This is a genomic window from Archangium sp. (genome assembly GCF_045802675.1).
Taxonomy (GTDB): Bacteria; Myxococcota; Myxococcia; order Myxococcales; family Myxococcaceae; genus Archangium.
In genome coordinates this window covers 51,887-69,275 of the sequence record NZ_JBJMQO010000096.1, presented here as the reverse complement: position 1 = coordinate 69,275, position 17,389 = coordinate 51,887, and the positions used below count along the sequence as shown (strand labels likewise).

Annotated in this window: 18 protein-coding genes; 7 read left to right on the top strand and 11 right to left on the bottom strand. The window is 69.3% G+C overall.

Annotated features, from left to right (window positions below):
• Window positions 1–829, bottom strand: an 829-nt coding sequence (groEL, locus tag ACJ8AN_RS28080; RefSeq protein WP_407758569.1) for a chaperonin GroEL, incomplete at its 3' end; no start/stop codon positions are given.
• A gap of 43 nt (window positions 830–872) precedes the next feature.
• Entirely contained in the window at window positions 873–1,163 is a 291-nt protein-coding gene (gene groES / locus ACJ8AN_RS28075) for a co-chaperone GroES (RefSeq protein ID WP_331094909.1), read from the bottom strand.
• Between the two features lie 402 nt (window positions 1,164–1,565).
• Between groES and ACJ8AN_RS28070 the strand changes: the two genes are divergently transcribed.
• The 3 genes from ACJ8AN_RS28070 to ACJ8AN_RS28060 are packed head-to-tail and all read left to right on the top strand — an operon-like array spanning window position 1,566 to window position 3,334.
• Window positions 1,566–2,159 (top strand): hypothetical protein, encoded by a 594-nt coding sequence (locus tag ACJ8AN_RS28070; RefSeq protein ID WP_407758568.1) that lies wholly within the window; start codon window positions 1,566–1,568, stop codon window positions 2,157–2,159.
• Between the two features lie 19 nt (window positions 2,160–2,178).
• Window positions 2,179–2,820, top strand: coding sequence for a hypothetical protein (locus ACJ8AN_RS28065; RefSeq protein WP_407758567.1), 642 nt, complete (start codon window positions 2,179–2,181; stop codon window positions 2,818–2,820).
• Between the two features lie 34 nt (window positions 2,821–2,854).
• Complete coding sequence (locus tag ACJ8AN_RS28060; protein WP_407758566.1) at window positions 2,855–3,334, top strand: NUDIX hydrolase; 480 nt, start codon at window positions 2,855–2,857, stop codon at window positions 3,332–3,334.
• Here ACJ8AN_RS28060 and rpoZ read toward each other — a convergent pair.
• Window positions 3,331–3,582 carry a DNA-directed RNA polymerase subunit omega gene (gene rpoZ / locus ACJ8AN_RS28055; RefSeq protein WP_407758565.1) on the bottom strand — a complete coding sequence of 84 codons (252 nt, stop codon included), beginning with the start codon at window positions 3,580–3,582 and terminating at the stop codon, window positions 3,331–3,333. The two genes, ACJ8AN_RS28060 and rpoZ, sit on opposite strands and share 4 nt — an antisense overlap.
• A 170-nt stretch (window positions 3,583–3,752) precedes the next feature.
• Here rpoZ and ACJ8AN_RS28050 point away from each other — a divergent pair, with 170 nt between their 5' ends.
• Entirely contained in the window at window positions 3,753–5,123 is a 1,371-nt protein-coding gene (locus ACJ8AN_RS28050; RefSeq protein ID WP_407758564.1) for a sensor histidine kinase, read from the top strand.
• Between the two features lie 9 nt (window positions 5,124–5,132).
• Here the strand turns inward: ACJ8AN_RS28050 and ACJ8AN_RS28045 are convergent, their stop codons facing one another.
• Window positions 5,133–6,194, bottom strand: coding sequence for a hypothetical protein (locus ACJ8AN_RS28045; RefSeq protein ID WP_407758563.1), 1,062 nt, complete (start codon window positions 6,192–6,194; stop codon window positions 5,133–5,135).
• A gap of 229 nt (window positions 6,195–6,423) precedes the next feature.
• Between ACJ8AN_RS28045 and ACJ8AN_RS28040 the strand changes: the two genes are divergently transcribed.
• Window positions 6,424–7,602, top strand: a complete 1,179-nt coding sequence (locus tag ACJ8AN_RS28040) for an ABC transporter substrate-binding protein (RefSeq protein ID WP_407758562.1) — start codon at window positions 6,424–6,426, stop codon at window positions 7,600–7,602.
• Between the two features lie 15 nt (window positions 7,603–7,617).
• Here ACJ8AN_RS28040 and ACJ8AN_RS28035 read toward each other — a convergent pair whose 3' ends face one another.
• From ACJ8AN_RS28035 to ACJ8AN_RS28015, 5 genes are read right to left on the bottom strand one after another with little or no spacing between them, the layout of a single operon-like run.
• Window positions 7,618–8,577, bottom strand: coding sequence for a hypothetical protein (locus ACJ8AN_RS28035; protein WP_407758561.1), 960 nt, complete (start codon window positions 8,575–8,577; stop codon window positions 7,618–7,620).
• A 13-nt stretch (window positions 8,578–8,590) separates the two neighbouring features.
• Complete coding sequence (locus tag ACJ8AN_RS28030) at window positions 8,591–10,192, bottom strand: caspase domain-containing protein (protein WP_407758560.1); 1,602 nt, start codon at window positions 10,190–10,192, stop codon at window positions 8,591–8,593.
• A complete protein-coding gene (locus ACJ8AN_RS28025; RefSeq protein ID WP_407758559.1) occupies window positions 10,189–10,950 on the bottom strand; it encodes an ACP synthase in 762 nt (253 codons plus the stop codon). Before ACJ8AN_RS28025 ends, ACJ8AN_RS28030 begins: the two co-directional genes overlap by 4 nt.
• Window positions 10,947–11,486, bottom strand: coding sequence for an RNA polymerase sigma factor (locus ACJ8AN_RS28020; protein WP_407758558.1), 540 nt, complete (start codon window positions 11,484–11,486; stop codon window positions 10,947–10,949). The genes ACJ8AN_RS28025 and ACJ8AN_RS28020 overlap by 4 nt, the downstream gene beginning before the upstream one ends.
• Window positions 11,487–11,538: 52 nt before the next feature.
• A complete protein-coding gene (locus ACJ8AN_RS28015) occupies window positions 11,539–12,540 on the bottom strand; it encodes a hypothetical protein (protein WP_407758557.1) in 1,002 nt (333 codons plus the stop codon).
• A gap of 213 nt (window positions 12,541–12,753) precedes the next feature.
• On the opposite strand from ACJ8AN_RS28015, the gene ACJ8AN_RS28010 reads away from it, so the two are divergent.
• Entirely contained in the window at window positions 12,754–13,611 is an 858-nt protein-coding gene (locus ACJ8AN_RS28010; protein WP_407758556.1) for a nucleotidyltransferase, read from the top strand.
• Window positions 13,595–14,299, top strand: a complete 705-nt coding sequence (locus tag ACJ8AN_RS28005; protein WP_407758571.1) for a metallophosphoesterase — start codon at window positions 13,595–13,597, stop codon at window positions 14,297–14,299. The genes ACJ8AN_RS28010 and ACJ8AN_RS28005 overlap by 17 nt, the downstream gene beginning before the upstream one ends.
• Before the next feature lies 1 nt (window position 14,300).
• Here ACJ8AN_RS28005 and ACJ8AN_RS28000 read toward each other — a convergent pair whose 3' ends face one another.
• Both ACJ8AN_RS28000 and ACJ8AN_RS27995 read right to left on the bottom strand, forming a co-directional pair.
• Window positions 14,301–15,800, bottom strand: a complete 1,500-nt coding sequence (locus ACJ8AN_RS28000; RefSeq protein WP_407758555.1) for a DUF4340 domain-containing protein — start codon at window positions 15,798–15,800, stop codon at window positions 14,301–14,303.
• On the bottom strand, window positions 15,797–17,380 hold the full coding sequence (locus ACJ8AN_RS27995) for a GldG family protein (RefSeq protein ID WP_407758554.1): 1,584 nt from the start codon (window positions 17,378–17,380) through the stop codon (window positions 15,797–15,799). Before ACJ8AN_RS27995 ends, ACJ8AN_RS28000 begins: the two co-directional genes overlap by 4 nt.
• Window positions 17,381–17,389: the final 9 nt, after the last annotated feature.

The following is a 17,389-nucleotide window of genomic DNA, read 5'->3' as shown; positions in this document are numbered from 1 at the left end:
CCTTCACTGCCGCGCAATTCAGGGTGCCGCGAAGCCGATTGACCACCAGCGTCGCCAACGCTTCCCCCTCGATATCGTCGGCGATGATCACGAAGGCCTTCTGCTCCTTCGCGATGGCTTCGAGCACCGGAACGAGGTCGGCCATGTTCGAAATCTTTTTTTCACTGACGAGCACGTAAGCGTCCTCGAAAACGGCTTCCATTCGCTGCGGATCGGTCACGAAGTACGGCGACGAATAGCCGCGGTCGAACTGCATGCCCTCGACCACGTCCAGGGTGGTGTCCAGGCCCTTGGCCTCCTCCACCGTGATGACGCCCTCCTTGCCGACCTTCTCCATCGCATCGGCGATGATCTGCCCGATGGTGGTGTCGCCGTTGGCCGAGATGGTACCGACCTGGGCGATCTCCTTCTTGTCCTTGGTGGGCTTGGCCAGGTTCTTCAGCTCGGCGACGATGGCCGCCACGGCCTTGTCGATGCCGCGCTTGATGTCCATCGGGTTGTGCCCGGCGGCCACCAGCTTGGCGCCCTCGCGGAAGATGGCCTGGGCCAGCACGGTCGCCGTCGTGGTGCCGTCACCGGCCACGTCGGAGGTCTTGGAGGCAACCTCCTTGACCATCTGGGCGCCCATGTTCTCGAACTTGTTCTCGAGCTCGATCTCCTTGGCGACGGTCACGCCGTCCTTGGTGATCGTGGGCGAGCCGAACGACTTCTCGATCACCACGTTGCGGCCCTTGGGGCCCAGGGTGACCTTGACCGCGTCGGCCAGGATGTTCACGCCGCGCAGGATGGCTTCACGGGCGCGGACGTCGAAAAGGATTTCCTTCGACATAGTGGATTGATTCCTTTGGGTAGGGGGAGAAGCGGGGAGGGGATTACTTCTCGATCACGCCCAGGACGTCCTCTTCCCGAAGGATGAGGTGGTCCTCGCCGTCGATCTTGATCTCCGTGCCCGCGTACTTGCTGAACAGGATGGTGTCACCGGCCTTGATGTCGAGCGGACGCACCTTGCCGTCCTCGAGCACCTTGCCGTTACCGACCGCGAGCACGTGGCCCTCGAGCGGCTTCTCCTTGGCGGTGTCGGGGATGAACAGACCGCCCTTGGTCTTGTTCTCCTCGGCCACGCGCTTGACGATCAGACGATCCTGCAGGGGACGAATCTTCATGGGTTGTCTCCTTTGCCGATGAGGCCCCCGGCTGTGGGGGCCCGTGGGGGTTGGAAATGGGCTTGTGGCCCGGGCGATTAGCACTCGCACCTCCCGAGTGCCAACCACCAAGCGCGCGGGATAATAACCAGCGAAGTCGACCCGTCAAGCGAGCCCGTGCTCGGGGGTGGGAGCATTCCAAAGCCCCGTCACGACTCGGGTTTTCCGACTCTGTCTGCCTGTGGACGTCCCGCTCGCGCGGTGGTCCGGGCGGGCCGTTTCTGGCAGTCGAGGGGGGCGAGTGCCAGCGTAAGTACCCGGAATGATTGGAGGTCCTTTTGCGGCCTGGGGGGGGTCGTTGGTAACTTTTTCATGGCGTCCCCGGCATGTTCTTTCCCCGGGGACGAGGGAGGTCGAGAGTCCATGAGTCAACTGGTGACGGCCCCGTCGTTGAAGGAGTTCTTCAAGGCGCTGTTGGAGGAAGTCATCCGACGCCAGAAGGTGGCGGTGGCGGAGACGACCGAGTTCTACCTCGTCAACCTGCTGGCCGAGTTCGCCTGCACCGACAACCTGTTCAGCCAGGGACAGGACGGGCGCAAGGAGCAGGAGCCGCTGGCGATGCTCTACCATCGGGCGCTCCAGCAGCAGCGCGACGAGCGCATCCGCACCCTGCGGCGGCTGGGGGACGTGTCGCTCTACCAGGCCGGCTTCTTCTCGAGCGCGCTGCGCGAGGGGGCGGTGGGCCAGGACTACTACATCCAAATGGGCGGAGCGGCGTACGGGCAGGTGGCGGACCTGTCGCCCGGCGCGGGCTTCGCCGGCGTCTACCGGGAGCTGGGCGCGAAGTTCCGCGCCCTGGTGGACGTGCTCGAGGAGATCGCCGCGCGCGGGCTGGTGCAGAACGGCCCCTCGGGCACCCTCAAGGTGTACGAGAGCTGGGTGCGCACGGGCAACGACAAGCTGGAGCAGGTGCTCGTGGACGTGGGCCTGGTGATGCCCAAGGGGCTGCCCAACTGAGCCCCCCGGGAGCCACCGCATGATCGGCCGCGTTCAGGCGCACCTGGAGGCCATCTACGGCATTACCTGCGCCGCGCGGGCGGAGGGCTTCGTGGTGGACACCGAAGCCGCCGTCCTGCTCGGCGCCACCGGCCGCGCCGACGAGGAGCTGCTGGTGCTCGAGGGCGACGGGGAGCTGGAGCTCGCCCTCTACCTCGCGCCCGCGCTGCTCAGCCGCCTGCGGCCCTACGAGAGCGGCCCGGTGGACTCGATGCTGGAGCTCGAGCTGGACGGCTTCTGCCAGCTCGCCGAGGGCGTGTCCCACTTCGTCTACGTGGCGCACACGGCCGTACATGGGCGTACCGTCTCCCTGTTGGAGCTGGAGGCACAGGCGGAGGTGGACAAGTTCGCCCTGTGCCTGCTGCACCGGTGGGGCGAGGGGGTGGGGGCGTGGGCGGAGGAGCTGCGGGGGCGGCTGTTCGACCGGGTGAGCTACCGGGAGCGGCTGTCCGAGGCGGAGCGCTGGCGGTACGAGGAGGCCAACCGGCTCTCGCGCAACTTCTGCTCGCGGCTGATGGGGCACGTGGCGGGACGGCGGCTGGAGCGGCTGCTGTCGGACCTGCGTTACGCCTACCGGTTGGGGGCAGAAGCCAAGCTGCGCCACTTCGCGCAAGTCTTCTGAACGCGGCACGCGGGCTTCGGTTACCTTGGGGCGTATGCCCCGTGAGGCGAGCGCCGGAGGAATTGTCGTCCGAGACCAGGGGGGCGAGCTGGAGGTGGCCGTCATCCGGCCCCACGGCCGCTCCCTGTGGGCGCTTCCGAAGGGACATGTGGACCCGGGGGAGTCACCCGAGCAGACGGCCGTGCGCGAGGTGTGGGAGGAGACGGGCCTGAGGGCCACGCTCGTCGCGCCGCTGGGGGAGATCCGCTACGTCTACCAGTTCCGCGGCCAGCGCATCTTCAAGCGCGTGCACTTCTTCCTCTTCCGCTACCAGTCCGGAGTGCTGGGAGACCTGCAGCACGAGGGCCACCGGGTGGAGGTGGACGAGACGCGCTGGGTACCGCTGGCCCGGGTGGCGGCCCTGCTGGGCTACAAGGGCGAGAAGGCCATCGCCGCGCGCGCGGCCAGGATGCTGCTGCGCGCGGGAGCCACCCCCGCCCTCTCCGCGGTACGGCCGGAGGGCTCCGGCGACTAGGGAGCGCCGTTGGCCTTCGGCTCGTTCTGCGCGTACTTGCCGGTGAGGGCCTCGCGCACGTCCCGGTCGAACTTCACGCGGCCGGTGGCGACCTCGCGCAGCGAGAGCACGGGCGGCTTGTTCTTGGAGATGTCGATGATGGGGCGGGCTCCGGCCATGAGCTGACGGGCGCGCTTGGCCGCCAGCAGCACGAGCGCGAAGCGGTTGTCGACCAGGGGGAGGCAGTCTTCGACTGTGACGCGAGCCATGGTGGAAAAGATCCTTCGCTGGGTACTGAGGGAAGAGGGTGAACCTAAAGAGCCATCCCTGGCGAGTCAAGGAAGGATGGAGCCCGCCTGCCCGCGTGCTAACCTTTCCGGGGTAGGATCGACTTACCGGTAGAAGATGACCTGGACCCCCGCTCCGAGTGAACTCCGCCATGCCGCGCACTCCTGAATCCAGGCCGGAGCCCGGGTCCGCTCCGCATCCGGGCGTGTGGAGCCGCCACACGAGCTGGGTGCTGTGCGTGGTCATCATCGCCTTCACCTGGGTGGATACGCTCGATCTGGGCTACTTCAGCCCGTGGATGCTGGGGTGCCGCATCCTGTGGGCCGCGGGCATGATGGGCTACACGCTCCTGGTGGATCGGGTGCCCGCCTCCTGGGTGGCTCCCCTCACGGACGTGAACGTCATCATCTCCACCGTCTGCATCCTGGGGCTCGCCCGGGGGCAGGGGGGCATTGGCACCGCCTACTTCACCATGGTGCCCGTGCTGCCGCTGGCCGTTTCCCTGATCCACCGGCGGCGCCTGCGGGCGGCGCTCGTGAGCGGCGCGGTGGGCAGCGTGGGGACGGTGGTGCTCGCGCGGCAGGCAGGACTGGCCCCCCTCCAGGCCATCACCTGGGTGTCCGTGGTGATGGGGATCACCGTGCTTTCGGCGTACTTCTCCCACCATGCGGTGGAGGCCCAGGAGGCCGAGGAGCAGGCGCGGCTCGAGCGCGCCCGCCGCGAGTCGCTGGAGGCCCTGGCCCTGAGCGAGCACCGCCGGGCGCAGTCGGAGAAGCTGGCCATCGTCGGGCGGCTGGCGGCGGGCGTGGCGCATGAGATCAACAACCCGATCGCCTACGTGGGCTCCAACGTCGACTTCGTGCGCAACGAGCTGACGGCGCCACGGGAGGTGGACCGGGAGGAACTGGCCGAGGTGCTCGCGGAGACGCGCGTGGGCATCCAGCACATCCGCCAGGTCGTGTCGGATCTGCGGGGATTCGCGCGCATGGACGCCCACGAGCCCACGCCGTGCTCGCTGGCGGACGTGGTGGCCGATGCGATGAAGCTGGCCTCGCTGCGGCTCAAGCACGTGGCGCTGCGGAGGGTGGAGGTGCCCACGGAGCTGCCGGAGATCTTCGTGGTGCGGCAGCGGCTGGTGCAGGTGGTGCTCAACCTGCTGGTCAACGCGGGCGACGTGCTGGAGGCGCACCGGGCGGAGGGCGGTGAGGTGCGGGTGACGGGCCGGTGCGAGCAGGAGCGCGTGGTGCTGCTCGTGGAGGACAACGGGCCCGGCTTCGCCCCGCACGTGCTGCCCCGGCTCTTCGAGGCCTTCTTCACCACCAAGGGCCCCGACAAGGGCACGGGCCTGGGGCTGACCCTGTCGCGCGAGCTGGTGGAGCAGTTCGGCGGCACGCTCACCGCCAGCAACCGGCCCGAGGGCGGGGCCCGCCTGCGCATCGAGTTCCCCGTGCGCCGGGACGAGGCGGCACCGGAAGAGGAGCCCCCCACCGAGCCGGAAGACGGGGCGCGCGGGGCCGCCTGACGCGCGGGCTCACCAGATGTAGCGCAGGACGAGCTGGGCGGTGTTGAGCCTGGGCCTGCCGGACTGCGCGGGGTTGCCTTCCGCGTCGACGCCGATGCGAGGCTCGGCGTGGAGCACGGCTCCGCCGACCAGGCCGAGCTGCAGGTTGCGCCGCCCCGTGTAGTACAGGCCGAGAGCGACCGAGCTGGTGTTCAGGTCCGTGCGCGCCAGCTCCACCTCCGTCTGGCGGCCCGCGGTGAAGAGGTACTCGCCCATCAGCGCCAGGGGAACACCGAACGACTTGAAGTCCGCGGAGAGCGCGCCCGCCAGGTTGACGCGGGTGGCGGTGGTGTCGCGGTCGATGCGGGTGCCCGTGGCGGGATCGAACGGCTTGCGGGTGCGCCAGGCGCGCGCCACCGAGGCCGAGGCCTGCAGCCCCAGGATGGGGGTGCCCAGCGCCTGGGCGAAGAAGAGGCCGCCATTCACCGTGGTCTCGGAGGTGTCCACGACGAGGAGCTCACCCAGCTCCCCTCGCAGGATGCTCACCAGCGTCACGCCCGGGGTGTCCACGATGGCGTTCAGCAGGGGCAACAGGGTGAGGTCGCGGCCTCCCTGGTAACCGCCGCCGGCCCGCAGCGACAGCTGCGTACCACTCGATTCCAAGTGCAGCAGCCGCACCACGACGCCGCCCTCCCCACCGGCCTGGAAGCTGGCGCCATCCGACACGAACGAGCCCACCGTCAGGCCCGAGTAGAGGATGCCGCGTGCCTGGCCCCACAGGCCCAACCAGCGGGTGAGCCTCACGCCCAGGTCGAGCGTCTGCTGGTAGCCCACGAGCGAGACGTCCACCGCTCCCAGGCTGCCGATGGGCAGGTCCGGCACGTCGTACATCACCACGCCCGAGCGGAGGCCCACGTAGCTGGAGACGAAGGCGTTCTGCTGGAGGAGGGGGAAGAGGAAGACATGGCCCCCGAGCTGCCGCGAGTGGTCTCCACCGCCACACGGCTCACACGCCGGGTGCTCCTGAGCGGCCTCGGCTTCGGCGGGCGCTGCGTTCAGGGCCAGAATCAATGCAATCGCAGTCAGGTTCATGGCTCAGAGATGGGGCCGGGATCCAACCCCATCACCTGCTCACAGGACGGAGAGGGACGCGGGGTGATGAACGTCAGCGCAAGCACGCCCATCCCCCCGGTAGGCAGCGCCCGTCCATTTCGCGACAACGGACGCCCCGAAACCTTCCTCCTGTCCGCGGCTCCATCCTCGCGCGGCGCCATCCGGTTCGCCTGGCTTCCATGCCAGAGTGCTCTTCCAGAGAGCCACCATGCACCGTCTCGTTCCGCTGATCGCCGCCTTCGCCCTGTGCTCCCTCGCCTGTGAGCGGAAGTCTCCGCCTCCCCCGGCTCCGGCGACCGCTGCTTCCGGGCAGCGAGCCCCCACGAGCGAGGGGCCCATCGTCCTCGGGACGCTCGGGAGCCTCACCGGCTCGGAGGCCTCGTTCGGCACCGTGGTGCGCGATGGCATCCAGTTCGCAGTGGAGCAGGTGAACGCCGCGGGCGGCGTGAGGGGCCGCAAGGTGGAGCTCCGCTCCTATGACACCCAGGGCAAGCTCGAGGAGTCCGTGGCCGCCGCCAAGCGCCTCCTCACGCAGGACCGCGTGGTGCTCATCCTCGGGGACGTGACGTCGTCCGGCTCGCTGGCCATCGCGGACGCCGTCCAGGCCGCGCGAGTCCCCATGGTGACGCCCTCGGCCACCCACCCGGACGTGACGAAGAAAGGCGACTTCATCTTCCGCACCTGCTTCATCGATCCCTTCCAGGGCGGTGCCATGGCGCGCTTCGCCCGCGAGCACCTGAAGCTCGAGCGCGTGGCGGTGCTGCACGACAGCAAGAACGCCTCCTCGCTCGGGCTGAGCGAGGCCTTCACCGAGGCCTTCAAGAAGCGGGGCGGCACCATCGTCGCCGTGGAGAGCTACTCGAAGGGAGACTCGGACTACCGCGCGCCGCTGCTGGCGGTGAAGAAGGCGAAACCCCAGGCGCTGTACCTGCCCGGCTTCTACAGCGAGGTGGGCGTCATCGCCCGCCAGGCGCGCGAGCTCGGGCTGTCGCAGCCGCTGCTGGGCGGGGATGGCTGGGAGTCGGACCGCATCTTCGAGCTCGCGGGCGGCGCGCTGGAGGGCGCCTACTACTCGTCGCACTACGCCGAGGACAACCCCGCGCCCGCGCTGCAGCGCTTCATCTCCTCGTTCCGCGCGCGCTATGGCCGCTCTCCCGAGGCCGCCTCCGCGCTGGGCTATGACGCGGCGAAGGTGGCGATCGCGGCCATCGAGCGGGCGAAGTCTCTCTCGGGCCCGGACCTCCGGGACGCGCTCGCGAGCACCAAGGACTTCCCCGGCGCCACGGGCAACCTCACCCTGGACGCGGACCGCAACGCGGTGAAGCCCGCGGTCATCCTCACGATTCACGGTGGCCAGCGCCACTTCGCCGCCGCCGTGACGCCGTGACGGACTTCCAGGCCCTCAGTCCTCCAGCGCGGACACGTCCGGGCACGCCGAGGCCTTGCCCACCACCGCCGTCTCCCAGCTCCGCTTCAGGTACGTGACGCGGAAGTCCGCATCCCAGCACTCCACCTGGGTCGCGGTGAATCCCGCGGGCACGTCTCCACCCGTCACCGCGATGACTCCCACGCCTCCCCGGTCCCGCGTCCACCGGCTGACGATGGCCAGGTCCTCCCGCTGCGTGCCCGGGATGACGTCGACGTCCTGGAGCAGGAACCCCATCTCCCCCAGGCCCCCGGGAAGCTCGCGGTACGCGTAGAGGAGCTCGGACGCGGTCTGGGGCGACGTGGGCACGAAGCGCATCTGCACGCGGATGGGCAACGCGCGCGTCTGGTAGCCGATGTCCAACCGGTCCAGCCCCGCGAGCCCTCCCACGTTGAAGCCGTGGGCCTTCGTCTCGGAGAGCAGCAGCCGCACCGCGCCCTCGCCCTTGCGCAGCCCTCCGTCCGCCCGGAACGAGCCCTCCAGCGCCGACCACCACGCCTCCTCGCCGGAGCCCACGGGGCGGTACTGGAGCCCGTAGTCGAAGCGCTCGGCCTCCCGCTTCATCACGAAGCGCACCTCGTGGCCGGGATGGTCCTTGTCCTGCCACGGCCCCCACACGCGCAGGTCCGGCTCGCGCGTCGTCGGCGGCAGCTCGCGGAGCTCCTCCAGCAGCAGAAGCAGTCCATCCATCCCGCCGTTGAAGTCGTCCGAGGCCTTGCGCGTGTCCGCGTAGAGCTGCGAGGGCTCTCCGAGCGACAGCAGTTGCGTGCGCTGGCGTGGGCCTCCCGCGCTGACGGAGCTCGCACCGCCAGGAAGCTTGGAGGCGAGGTCCTCGCGCGCGGGCAGGGCGTTGAGGAACTCGAGGTCGTCGTTGGAGAGGTTCCCACCGCACGCGGCGGCGAGGCAGCCCAGGAGGAGGAGCCAGCGGTAGCGCATCTCGTGCTCCCTGTCAGAGGCGGTACGTCACGAGCGCCCCGAGCTCCCAGTAGCCCAGGGAGCGCTGTGCGTCGACGTTGTAGAGGAGGTAGTGGACGCGGGCGCGCCCGGTGAGCTCGAAGCGCTCGGACATCCGCCAGCGCACGCCGCCCACCACGCCCGGAGTGAGCACCGCGTAGAACTGGTCGGGGAGGCTCGCGTCCTCGAAGTCCCGGCCCGTGAGCAGATAGGCGAGCCGTGCGCCGACGAAGGGCGACACCGGGCCCACGGGCCACTCGGCCACCAGCGAGGTGCCCACGCTCAGCAGCGAGTACCGGTAGCGCGGCCCCGAGAGGGTGGGGAGCTCCAGCGTGGCCTGCCGCGCGCCGAGCGCCAGGTCGAAGTCCCAGCGCCAGTTCTCGCGGAAGTAGTGGTGCAGGCCCACCTCCAGCCCGAGCAGCGGCGTGGAGAGGAAGAGGTTCTCGCGCGTGGGCGCGTCGAAGAAGGAGTGGTAGCCGCCGGTGAGCCCCAGCGTCCAGAACGTGCGCAGTGCCCGCCCCCGCGGCGCCACGCCCTTCACCGGGTCATCCGAGAAGGGCGCATCGCGTAACTGCGACTCGTCGAGCACCGTGGTGCGCCCGCGCCGGACCTCGGCCTCGCCAATGCGCAGCCGGTCCGCCAGCCGCCGCTTCACCGTGTAGAAGCCCGGGGCCAGTCCCAGGCGCCGCTCGGTGTCCACGGCCTTGTCCAGCTCGGCCACCACGAGGCCGCTCGGGCTCACGAAGTAGTACGCCCCGGCGGGCGCGGTGCGAGGTACCACCAGGCCCTCGTCACGTCCCCGCAGGTCCGACAGCACCAGGTCGCCATTGCCGGCCAGGTCGTAGCTGAAGGTGGGGTGCTGGGGCCCGGCGCTGCTGTCCGCGGTGTCCGCCACGGTGCGGGCGTACGCATGCGAGTAGGCCTCGAAGAGCGTCACCTGCCCATCGCCCGAGCGATCCGCGTCCCCCATCAACCCGCTGGCCAGGTGGTGGGAGAAGTAGCTGCCGCCCAGCAGGTCCGACTCCTGCGAGTCCTCGTCCGCCGAGCTGGAGGTGAGGATGACGAGCCCCCGGGCCTCGCGCGTGGCGCCCGCGTCGATGGCGAAGGCCGGTGTGCGCCGGGCGCCCTTCGTCCGCGTGAGCGTCCCCGAGCGGCATGAGTCCAGGATGGCGATACGGATGTCCGCGGGTGCCGCCGACAACCGGCGCTTCAGCGGCTCGAGCTCCAGCGAGCTGTCCCCCAGCCGAAGCGCGCCGTCCTTCGCATGGCCCGAGTAGTAGATGATGAGCGCGGTGCGCTCGCCCCGGGCCCGTGCCGCCCGAGCGCTCGATTCCAGCTCACCAAGCGCCCGGAGGAAGTCTTCCGCGTCCTCGTTCAGCAGCAGCCGCGCGTCTCCGGGTTCCACGCCTCCGAGCCGCTGCAGCACGCCGTGCATCTTGCGCGCATCATCCCGGGCGAAGCGCAGCGGCCGGGTGTCCGCGCCGCCCTCGTCATTGCCCGCCACCAGCGCGAAGCGGCGCACCGTCTCCGCTTGCACGGCCGTCGCCAGCAACAGCGCGAGGACGAGCACCTGGCAATGGGCTGAAAAGCGTCTCATGGCTGGGGCTTGTGCAGGAGCCAGTGACTCTCTTCACCGTCCACGCCGAGCGTGGGCATCTCCGCGACCTTCCTCCCGGCGGACTCCCAGGCCCGCCGCGCCGCCGCCACCACCTCGTCCACCTTCAGTGGCCGCTCGGAGAGCACCACCATCACGCGCTCGTCTCCCGAGCCGGTGAACTCCACGCTCTCGGGCAGCCAGTGCCGTTTGTCACCCGGAGGCTCCACGGGAAGGCTCGTCCCCGACTCGGAGTAGAGCGGCGTCACCTCACCGGCCTCGTCCACCGACAGCGCCAGCACGTACCCGTACGCGCCCGCCACGTACCCCACCCGCACCCGCTCGCCCGGCTGGAGCGTGTCGGTGTCGCCCGAGGGGACGGCGCGCTGGGCCCCATCGCCGGCAATGCGCAGCTCCGCCGTGGCCCCGCCCTTGAGCCGGTTGTGGGTAGGGGACTCGGCCAGCATCGGCCGGACGAACAACGCCAGCAGCACCGTGGCCGCCACCGCCACCATGAAGCCGTGGAACCCGGGCCGCGAGCGCTCCTCCGGTGGATTCTCCAGGGCTCGCTCCACGCCCTTCTCGAAGCGCTCGAAGGGCACCTGCGACTCGAAGCGCGCCTGCTCCGCCTCGAAGCCCTCGAGCACCCCGTGGCACTCCGCGCACGCGGACAGGTGGGCCCGGGCCTGTTGGGACTCGGCGCCCGGGAGCTCTCCGGCGTGCAGCCGCCGCAGCGTCCATTCCGTCAGGTGCGCGCTCATGGGACCTTCAGCTCCTCGTTCGTCAGGGCGGAGAACCGCTCCAGCCGCTTGCGCACCGTGGGCACCGAGCGCCCCAGCAACGCGGCCACCTCTTCCAGTGTCATCCCGTCCACCCAGTAGTGCACCACCGCCGCCTGCGTCTCCACGTCCACCCGCGCCAGCAGCGAGCGCACCAGCTCCCGCGTCTCCATCGCCTGCGCGCCCCGGTCTCCCTCGGGGCGGGCCAGCTCGTCGCGCTCGAACCAGCGCCGCCACGGGGCCCGCTCCGCGCGCAGTTGGTTGAGGCAGTGGTGGGTGGCGATCTTCATCAACCACCCCAGCGGCGAGCTCTCCGAGCGGAACTCCTCCGAGTGCATGAGGGCGCGGGCGAATACCTCCTGCGCCGCGTCCTCGGCCTTGCTGGCGTCCTTCAACAGGTAGCGGCAGCGCCCGTACACGCTGCCGCCGTGCGCCATGTACAGCTCGCGCAGGAACGCGCGCCGGTCCTTCTGCCCTCCGTCGATGACCTTCAGGGCCGGTTGGGTCGTTCCCGCCACGAACTGCCTCGTCTCGCTCAGGGGTGGTTGCCCCCGAGCTTACAACGAGGGACTACAGCGTGGAGTAGGCGGCCGGGGTGAAGGCGCAGTCGGTGGTCTCGGTGCCATAGCGCACCTGGGGGACGGCGTAGCTGGCGCGCAGGTACTGGCTGGCGAAGGTGGTGTCCCAGCACTCGCTGGCGGTGGCCTCCTCCGTGCCCAGGTCCCCGCCCGACATCCGGACGTCCGAGCGGCCCGCGCCCGTCTCCATCCAGCGGCTCTTGATGGTGAGCGTCTCCTTCGCGGTGGAGGTGGAGCCGCTCGGCTTGTACCAGTCCTGGCTCAGCTTGAAGTCGAACTGGCCGCCCTGGCCCGGGGAGGCGGCGTAGCGGTAGTCCGCGTCCACGCGCTTGCTGGCGTCGTTCTCGTCGCGCACCTGGCGGAAGCCCGCGTCCACGCTGACGGTGCTCCGCTCATCCAGGCGCGAGTACTTCACGGTGAAGCTGCCCACGTTGGCGTCGTGCTCGGGCAGCGTCGCGGCCTTGGTCCAGTCGAGCGTGAACTCACCCTGGCCGAAGCCCTTCACCGGCTCGCCGGCCTCGTTGAGCGAGGCGGTATGGGTGCCGGTGATGATGTCCACGAAGGCCGAGTCCGCCGCCTCCTTCGCCTTGGCCGACACGGTGTAGCCATAGGTGTGGTCGCCCGTCTTCTTCACGGTGAGCTTCCAGGTGTTGCGGGCGAGCGCCTCGGTGTGCGGGCCCCACACGGCGGTGTCCGCGGTGACGGTGGTGGGGTTGTACTTCGTCACCGCGTCCACCAGGCCGAGCACCGCCAGCGTGCCGCCGTTGACGAGCACGGTGGTGCCCCGGGTGAGCGCGTAGAGGTCGCTCGTCTGGCCCTTCTCGGACTGAGCGCCCGTCCCCTCCACGCTCAGCGCCTGGCCGCTCTTGGCGGGCGTCTTTACCTCCACCATCTCCTGAGTGGGCAGCACGGAGCGGAACTCCTCCTCGCGGCTCATGCGGCCACAGCCCACGAGCATCAGGGCGGCGAACATCAGGCTCTTGCGCAACGTCATGTGTCGGTCCTCTCGGGTGTCCGCCCGGCCCCTTCCAGGCCGTCGCGGGTCGTTCGCCCATAGGGACACAGCAGGGTCCAAAAACAGAAAAGGCGATCTTCGCAACGTCCAAACCCCCTGGAATCACGAGCGTTTGGCGTCTCCCCGGTTGCCCTCCAGGCATACCGGACGGGGGCTCCGACGGGAAAAAGGACCCGTTCCTAGGTTCTTCCCATGGAAAAGCGACACCCGAATCACCCCGGGGAGATGGGAATCGACGCCTCGCTCGCCGAGCGGTGCCGGACATCGGACGAGATCAACGCCCGTGGCCGGGCGATCGAGGTGTTGCTCGATGCCGGTGTGCCCTTCCTCGTGGGCGGGGCCTATGCCTACTCCACGTATACGGGCATCTACCGGGACACGAAGGATCTGGATCTCTTTCCGCGCAAGCGCGATGCGGAGCTGGCGCTCGTGGCGCTGGAGAAGGACGGCTGGCGCACCGAGCGCGCCGACGAGGTGTGGATCTACAAGGCCTACAAGGGCGAGTACTTCGTGGACTTCATCTTCTCCTCGGGCAACGGCGTGGCCACGGTGGATGACGAGTGGTTCGTCCACGCGAAGGCGGCCAGCGTCTTTGGCCACCGCTGCCTGGTGGCGCCCGCCGAGGAGATGATCTGGTCCAAGGCCTTCGTCAACGAGCGCGAGCGGTACGACGGCGCGGACATCAACCACCTCATCCTGAAGATGGGGCGGAGCATGGACTGGGAGCGCCTGCTGAGGCGCTTCGACCGGTACTGGGAGGTGCTGCTCAGCCACCTGATGATGTTCCGCTTCGCCTATCCCTGTGAGCGCGACCTGATTCCGGTGTGGCTCATGACGGAGCTCATGTCGCGCACGCTGGACTCCCTCAAGGAAGGCAACTGGGACGAGCGGCTGTGCCGCGGCAATCTCATCTCGAGGGTGAACTACTCCGTGGACATCCATCATTGGGGATACGGCGACGGCCGGTCCTGGGACGAGCGAGATCGGGAGAAGGGGGCGGCACGTGGCGCGGGACGCGAACTCGAAAATACGGCTGGCGGCGGTCGGTGACCTCCATTGCCGGGAGGATCAGCATGGACGGTTCCGCCAGCTCGTGAAGCAGATCAACGCGGAAGCGGACGTGCTGGTGTTGTGCGGGGATTTGACGGACCGGGGGATGATCGAGGAGGGCAAGGTGCTCGCCGAGGAGCTCTCGGCGCTGCGGGTGCCGGTGGCGGCGGTGCTCGGCAACCACGACTACGAGCACAACCAGGCCAAGGAGATCTGCGGCGAGCTGTCGCGGGTAGGGGTGCACATCCTCGACGGGGACCACTTCATCTTCGAGAAGGTGCTGGGCGTGGCCGGGGTGAAGGGCTTCGGCGGCGGCTTTGGAAACGCCACGCTGCAGGCCTTCGGAGAGGGCCAGACGAAGGCCTTCGTGCAGGAGGCGGTGCACGAGTCGCTCAAGCTGGAAGCGGCGCTGAGCCACCTCGACACGCCGAAGAAGGTGGTCATCATGCACTACGCCCCGGTGCCGGAGACGCTCGAGGGCGAGAACATCGAAATCCGCCCCTTCCTCGGGACGAGCCGCCTGGCGATGCCGGTGGACCACTACGGAGCGGAGGCCGTCTTCCATGGGCACGCGCACCACGGGGCGCCCGCTGGAAAGACGAAGAGCGGCATCCCCGTCTACAACGTGGCGATGCCGCTCATGACGAAGATGCACCCCGACCAGCGCTTCATGCTGCTCGAGGTGTGACTCAGGGCGAGCCGGCCGCGGTCCGCCCGGTGTCCAGGAGCTCCTCGAGCTTGAGGGGCAGCGAGTCGAAGGCCGACTTCTCCAGCTCGAACACGTCCTCGGACGAGCCGCGGGCCCACACGCGCTCGGGGTTGCCCTTCACTTCGTTGCCCAGCCAGAGCCGGGCCATCAACTGGCCCGTGCCGTCGTACAGCGACACGCCCCGCGAGGTGTCGCTGATGCCGTACTTGCTCCAGCTCTTCGGGGTGGGCTCGCCCCAGGCCGCGGCCTTGAGCTTGTCCAGCGAGCCCAGCAGCGAGGCCACCTTGAACTCCTTGGCCACGCCGACGATGGGGGCCACCACTTCCCACTTGCCGGAGTCCGGGCTCTTCGCCAGCTCCAGCTTCTCGGCGCCAGCGGCCGGCTGGAAGACGATGCGGTTCACCGCCGCGAGCTCGAGCGCGAGCACGCGCTTGTCCTTGAACTCCCGCGGCTCGAGGTCCAGCAGGTCGAGCATGAGGGGGTCCACGATGCTCAGCTGCGAGTCCGAGCCCGTCTCGGTCAGCGCGACGGTCTGCTTCTCCCCGTCCAGCTGAAGCTGGGCCATGAGCACGTGCATGGGCGTACCGAGCTTGGGCGTGAAGGTCGCCTCCACCAGGGGCTTCTCCAGGGCCTTGCGCACCAACGCCTCCTGCTCCGGCTTGGGGAAGGAGAAGGCGGCGCGGCCCCGGAATTCCGAGAGCATCCGCTGCACGCGCTCGGGGTCGGCGCGCAGGGCCACCGGCCGCACCAACTGCCACGGCTTGTCGGTGGTGGTGCGCTCCAGGGTGAGCGAGTTCTTGCGCGCCTTCACGTCGATGCGCAGCAGCGAGGGCTCGTCCACGGGGAACACGTGGTAGTCGCGCCACTCCGCGGTCGTTTTCAGCACCGCGACGCGGAGCATGCCGTCGGCGAGGTACACGCGCGGGTCTCCCTCGCGGCGCACGTACACGCCGCCGTCGAAGGTGTTCTCGATGCCCATGTAGAAGGTCACCGAGTGCTGGCGCGCCGGGTCGTCCTTCCCGCCGCCCTGCGCGTCCGGCACGAAGGCGCGGGCGATGACGGTGGCGCGAGGCTGCTTCAGGCCGTAGCGCTCCAGGTCCGCGTCGGTGGGGTTCTCCTCGACGGTGAGGCGGAACTTCGCGGCGGCGATCTCCCGGACGATGGCGTCCACCGGCGCCTTTTCCGCGGGCGCGCTCACGGGCGAGGTGATGCGCCAGGTGTTGTCCCGGAGCTCCATCACCGTCTTGCCCAGGGGCATCTCCACGGAGAGCCAGGTGAAGTGGGGGCCGGCGGCGGTGCCACCGTCCTGGGCGCGCTCCCCGGGAGGCGGGTTGACGACGAAGAGCGTCGTCTCCGCTTCCTCGCGCTGGGTCTGCGCCTCCTCCGGCTTCATCACGCCGAAGTACGCGTAGAGGCCGAGTCCGCCGGCCACCACGGTGCCGGCCAGCAACATGACGAGGTTCTTCTGTTGGGTGTTCACTTGTTGCGCCTCGAGAGCCAGATGGCCAGCCCCACGCCGAGCAGCGACAGGGGCAGCACGTCGGTGGAGACGAAGCGGATGCGGTTGAGCAGCTCCGCATCCAGTTGGAGGGTGGAAGCGGCCCGGTCTGGCGGGCGGATGGTGATCTTGTCCACCTGATTGGTGGCCCAGCCGAGCGTGTTCATCACCAGGTTGCGGTTGCCCTCGTGGCCCCAGTTGGAGTCCAGGAGGAGCTCCGAGTCGCCCACGAGCACCAGCCGCGCCTCGTCGGAGCGCTTGTCCGGTGCGCCCGTGATGGGGCGCGAGCTGGCGGCCGCCAGGGCGAGCTGGCCGGCCTTTTCGCCCGCGGAGGGGGCGGGCTTGTCGTCGAGCGTCGTCTCCACCCAGGCGAAGGGCGAGGTGAGGAGCACCGGCTCCACCTTCAGGCCCTCGGCGAGTCCCGTGGTGCGCACGCTGATGCTGCGCGCGGTGGGCAGCTCGATGTTGAGCTGCCGCTGGCGCAGGGGCCGGGCGATTTCATGGTTGCCGAAGAAGAGCGAGAGCACGACGTAGGGGCTGCCGCTGTTGAACTGCGCATCGGCGACCACGCCCTTGTCGAGCTCCAGGCCGTACTCGCCGAGCAGCTTCGCCAGCGCCTCACCCGGCTCGTTGTAGGCCTCGGTGAAGTAGACGAGCCGGCCGCCCGTGGCGAGGTACTCGCGCAGCGACTCCACCTCGGGCGGGCTGAAGGGCGCCTTGGGGCCCGCGATGATCACCAGCGCCGCGTCCTGGGGCACCGTGGTGCCGCCCCCGAGGTTGATGGGCCGGGTGGTGTAGCCCTCCTGGACGAGCTGCTGCTTCATCTCCGTGAGGCCCGTCATCTGACCGCGCTGGCCGGGCATGGGGACCTGGCCCTCGAGCGGCCACTCCCCATGGCCGACGACGAAGTACACCTTCTGCTCGCTCACGCGGGTGAGCTTGAGCAGGGCGTTGGTGATGTCCTGCTCGCTGATGAGCTTGAGCGAGGTATGGGCCTCATTGGCGCCCTCGCCGCGGGTGAGCACCACCGTCGTCTGGCCCTCGCGCAGCTCGTATTTCGAGGCCAGGTCCGGGTGGCGGTGCGGATCCTTGAAGGAGTAGTCGAACCTCTCCGGCGCCTCCTGGTGGTAGCGCTCGAAGGTGCTCTGGAGGGCCTCGTAGGCGGGATGGTCGGTGGGGATGAGGCCGATGGCGTGCACCGGCTGCGCGAGGCCGTGCAGCACGGCCACCGTCTGGGGCGAGAGCGTGAAGACCTTCTGCTCGGTGAGGTCCCAGCGCGTGTTCTTCTTGTGGGCGATGTAGTTGACGGCCACCAGCGCGCCGAGCGTCACCAGGACGAGCCCCGCGGTGCTGGCGAAGAAGAAGCTGGAGCGGCGCGAGGCGAACTGGCCGAACTGCTTGAAGTTGGTGGCGAAGTAGAGCCCCACCAGCACCAGCCCGGCGACGACCTTCGTGCCGGCGATGGCGAGGGAGCCCGAGGTGAAGAAGAGGGTGAAGGGGCTGGAGAAGAGCAGCAGCAGCCCGAACCCGCCCAGAATCTTGCCGATGTTGGCCGCTTTCATTGGCGTCCT

What these genes read in the sequence shown, in the direction of transcription:
- groES (WP_331094909.1), bottom strand. Translation starts at nt 1,163, where the DNA reads ATGAAGATTCGTCCCCTGCAGGATCGTCTGATCGTCAAGCGCGTGGCC.
- ACJ8AN_RS28070 (WP_407758568.1), top strand. Translation starts at nt 1,566, where the DNA reads ATGAGTCAACTGGTGACGGCCCCGTCGTTGAAGGAGTTCTTCAAGGCG.
- ACJ8AN_RS28065 (WP_407758567.1), top strand. Translation starts at nt 2,179, where the DNA reads ATGATCGGCCGCGTTCAGGCGCACCTGGAGGCCATCTACGGCATTACC.
- ACJ8AN_RS28060 (WP_407758566.1), top strand. Translation starts at nt 2,855, where the DNA reads ATGCCCCGTGAGGCGAGCGCCGGAGGAATTGTCGTCCGAGACCAGGGG.
- rpoZ (WP_407758565.1), bottom strand. Translation starts at nt 3,582, where the DNA reads ATGGCTCGCGTCACAGTCGAAGACTGCCTCCCCCTGGTCGACAACCGC.
- ACJ8AN_RS28050 (WP_407758564.1), top strand. Translation starts at nt 3,753, where the DNA reads ATGCCGCGCACTCCTGAATCCAGGCCGGAGCCCGGGTCCGCTCCGCAT.
- ACJ8AN_RS28045 (WP_407758563.1), bottom strand. Translation starts at nt 6,194, where the DNA reads ATGAACCTGACTGCGATTGCATTGATTCTGGCCCTGAACGCAGCGCCC.
- ACJ8AN_RS28040 (WP_407758562.1), top strand. Translation starts at nt 6,424, where the DNA reads ATGCACCGTCTCGTTCCGCTGATCGCCGCCTTCGCCCTGTGCTCCCTC.
- ACJ8AN_RS28035 (WP_407758561.1), bottom strand. Translation starts at nt 8,577, where the DNA reads ATGCGCTACCGCTGGCTCCTCCTCCTGGGCTGCCTCGCCGCCGCGTGC.
- ACJ8AN_RS28030 (WP_407758560.1), bottom strand. Translation starts at nt 10,192, where the DNA reads ATGAGACGCTTTTCAGCCCATTGCCAGGTGCTCGTCCTCGCGCTGTTG.
- ACJ8AN_RS28025 (WP_407758559.1), bottom strand. Translation starts at nt 10,950, where the DNA reads ATGAGCGCGCACCTGACGGAATGGACGCTGCGGCGGCTGCACGCCGGA.
- ACJ8AN_RS28015 (WP_407758557.1), bottom strand. Translation starts at nt 12,540, where the DNA reads ATGACGTTGCGCAAGAGCCTGATGTTCGCCGCCCTGATGCTCGTGGGC.
- ACJ8AN_RS28010 (WP_407758556.1), top strand. Translation starts at nt 12,754, where the DNA reads ATGGAAAAGCGACACCCGAATCACCCCGGGGAGATGGGAATCGACGCC.
- ACJ8AN_RS27995 (WP_407758554.1), bottom strand. Translation starts at nt 17,380, where the DNA reads ATGAAAGCGGCCAACATCGGCAAGATTCTGGGCGGGTTCGGGCTGCTG.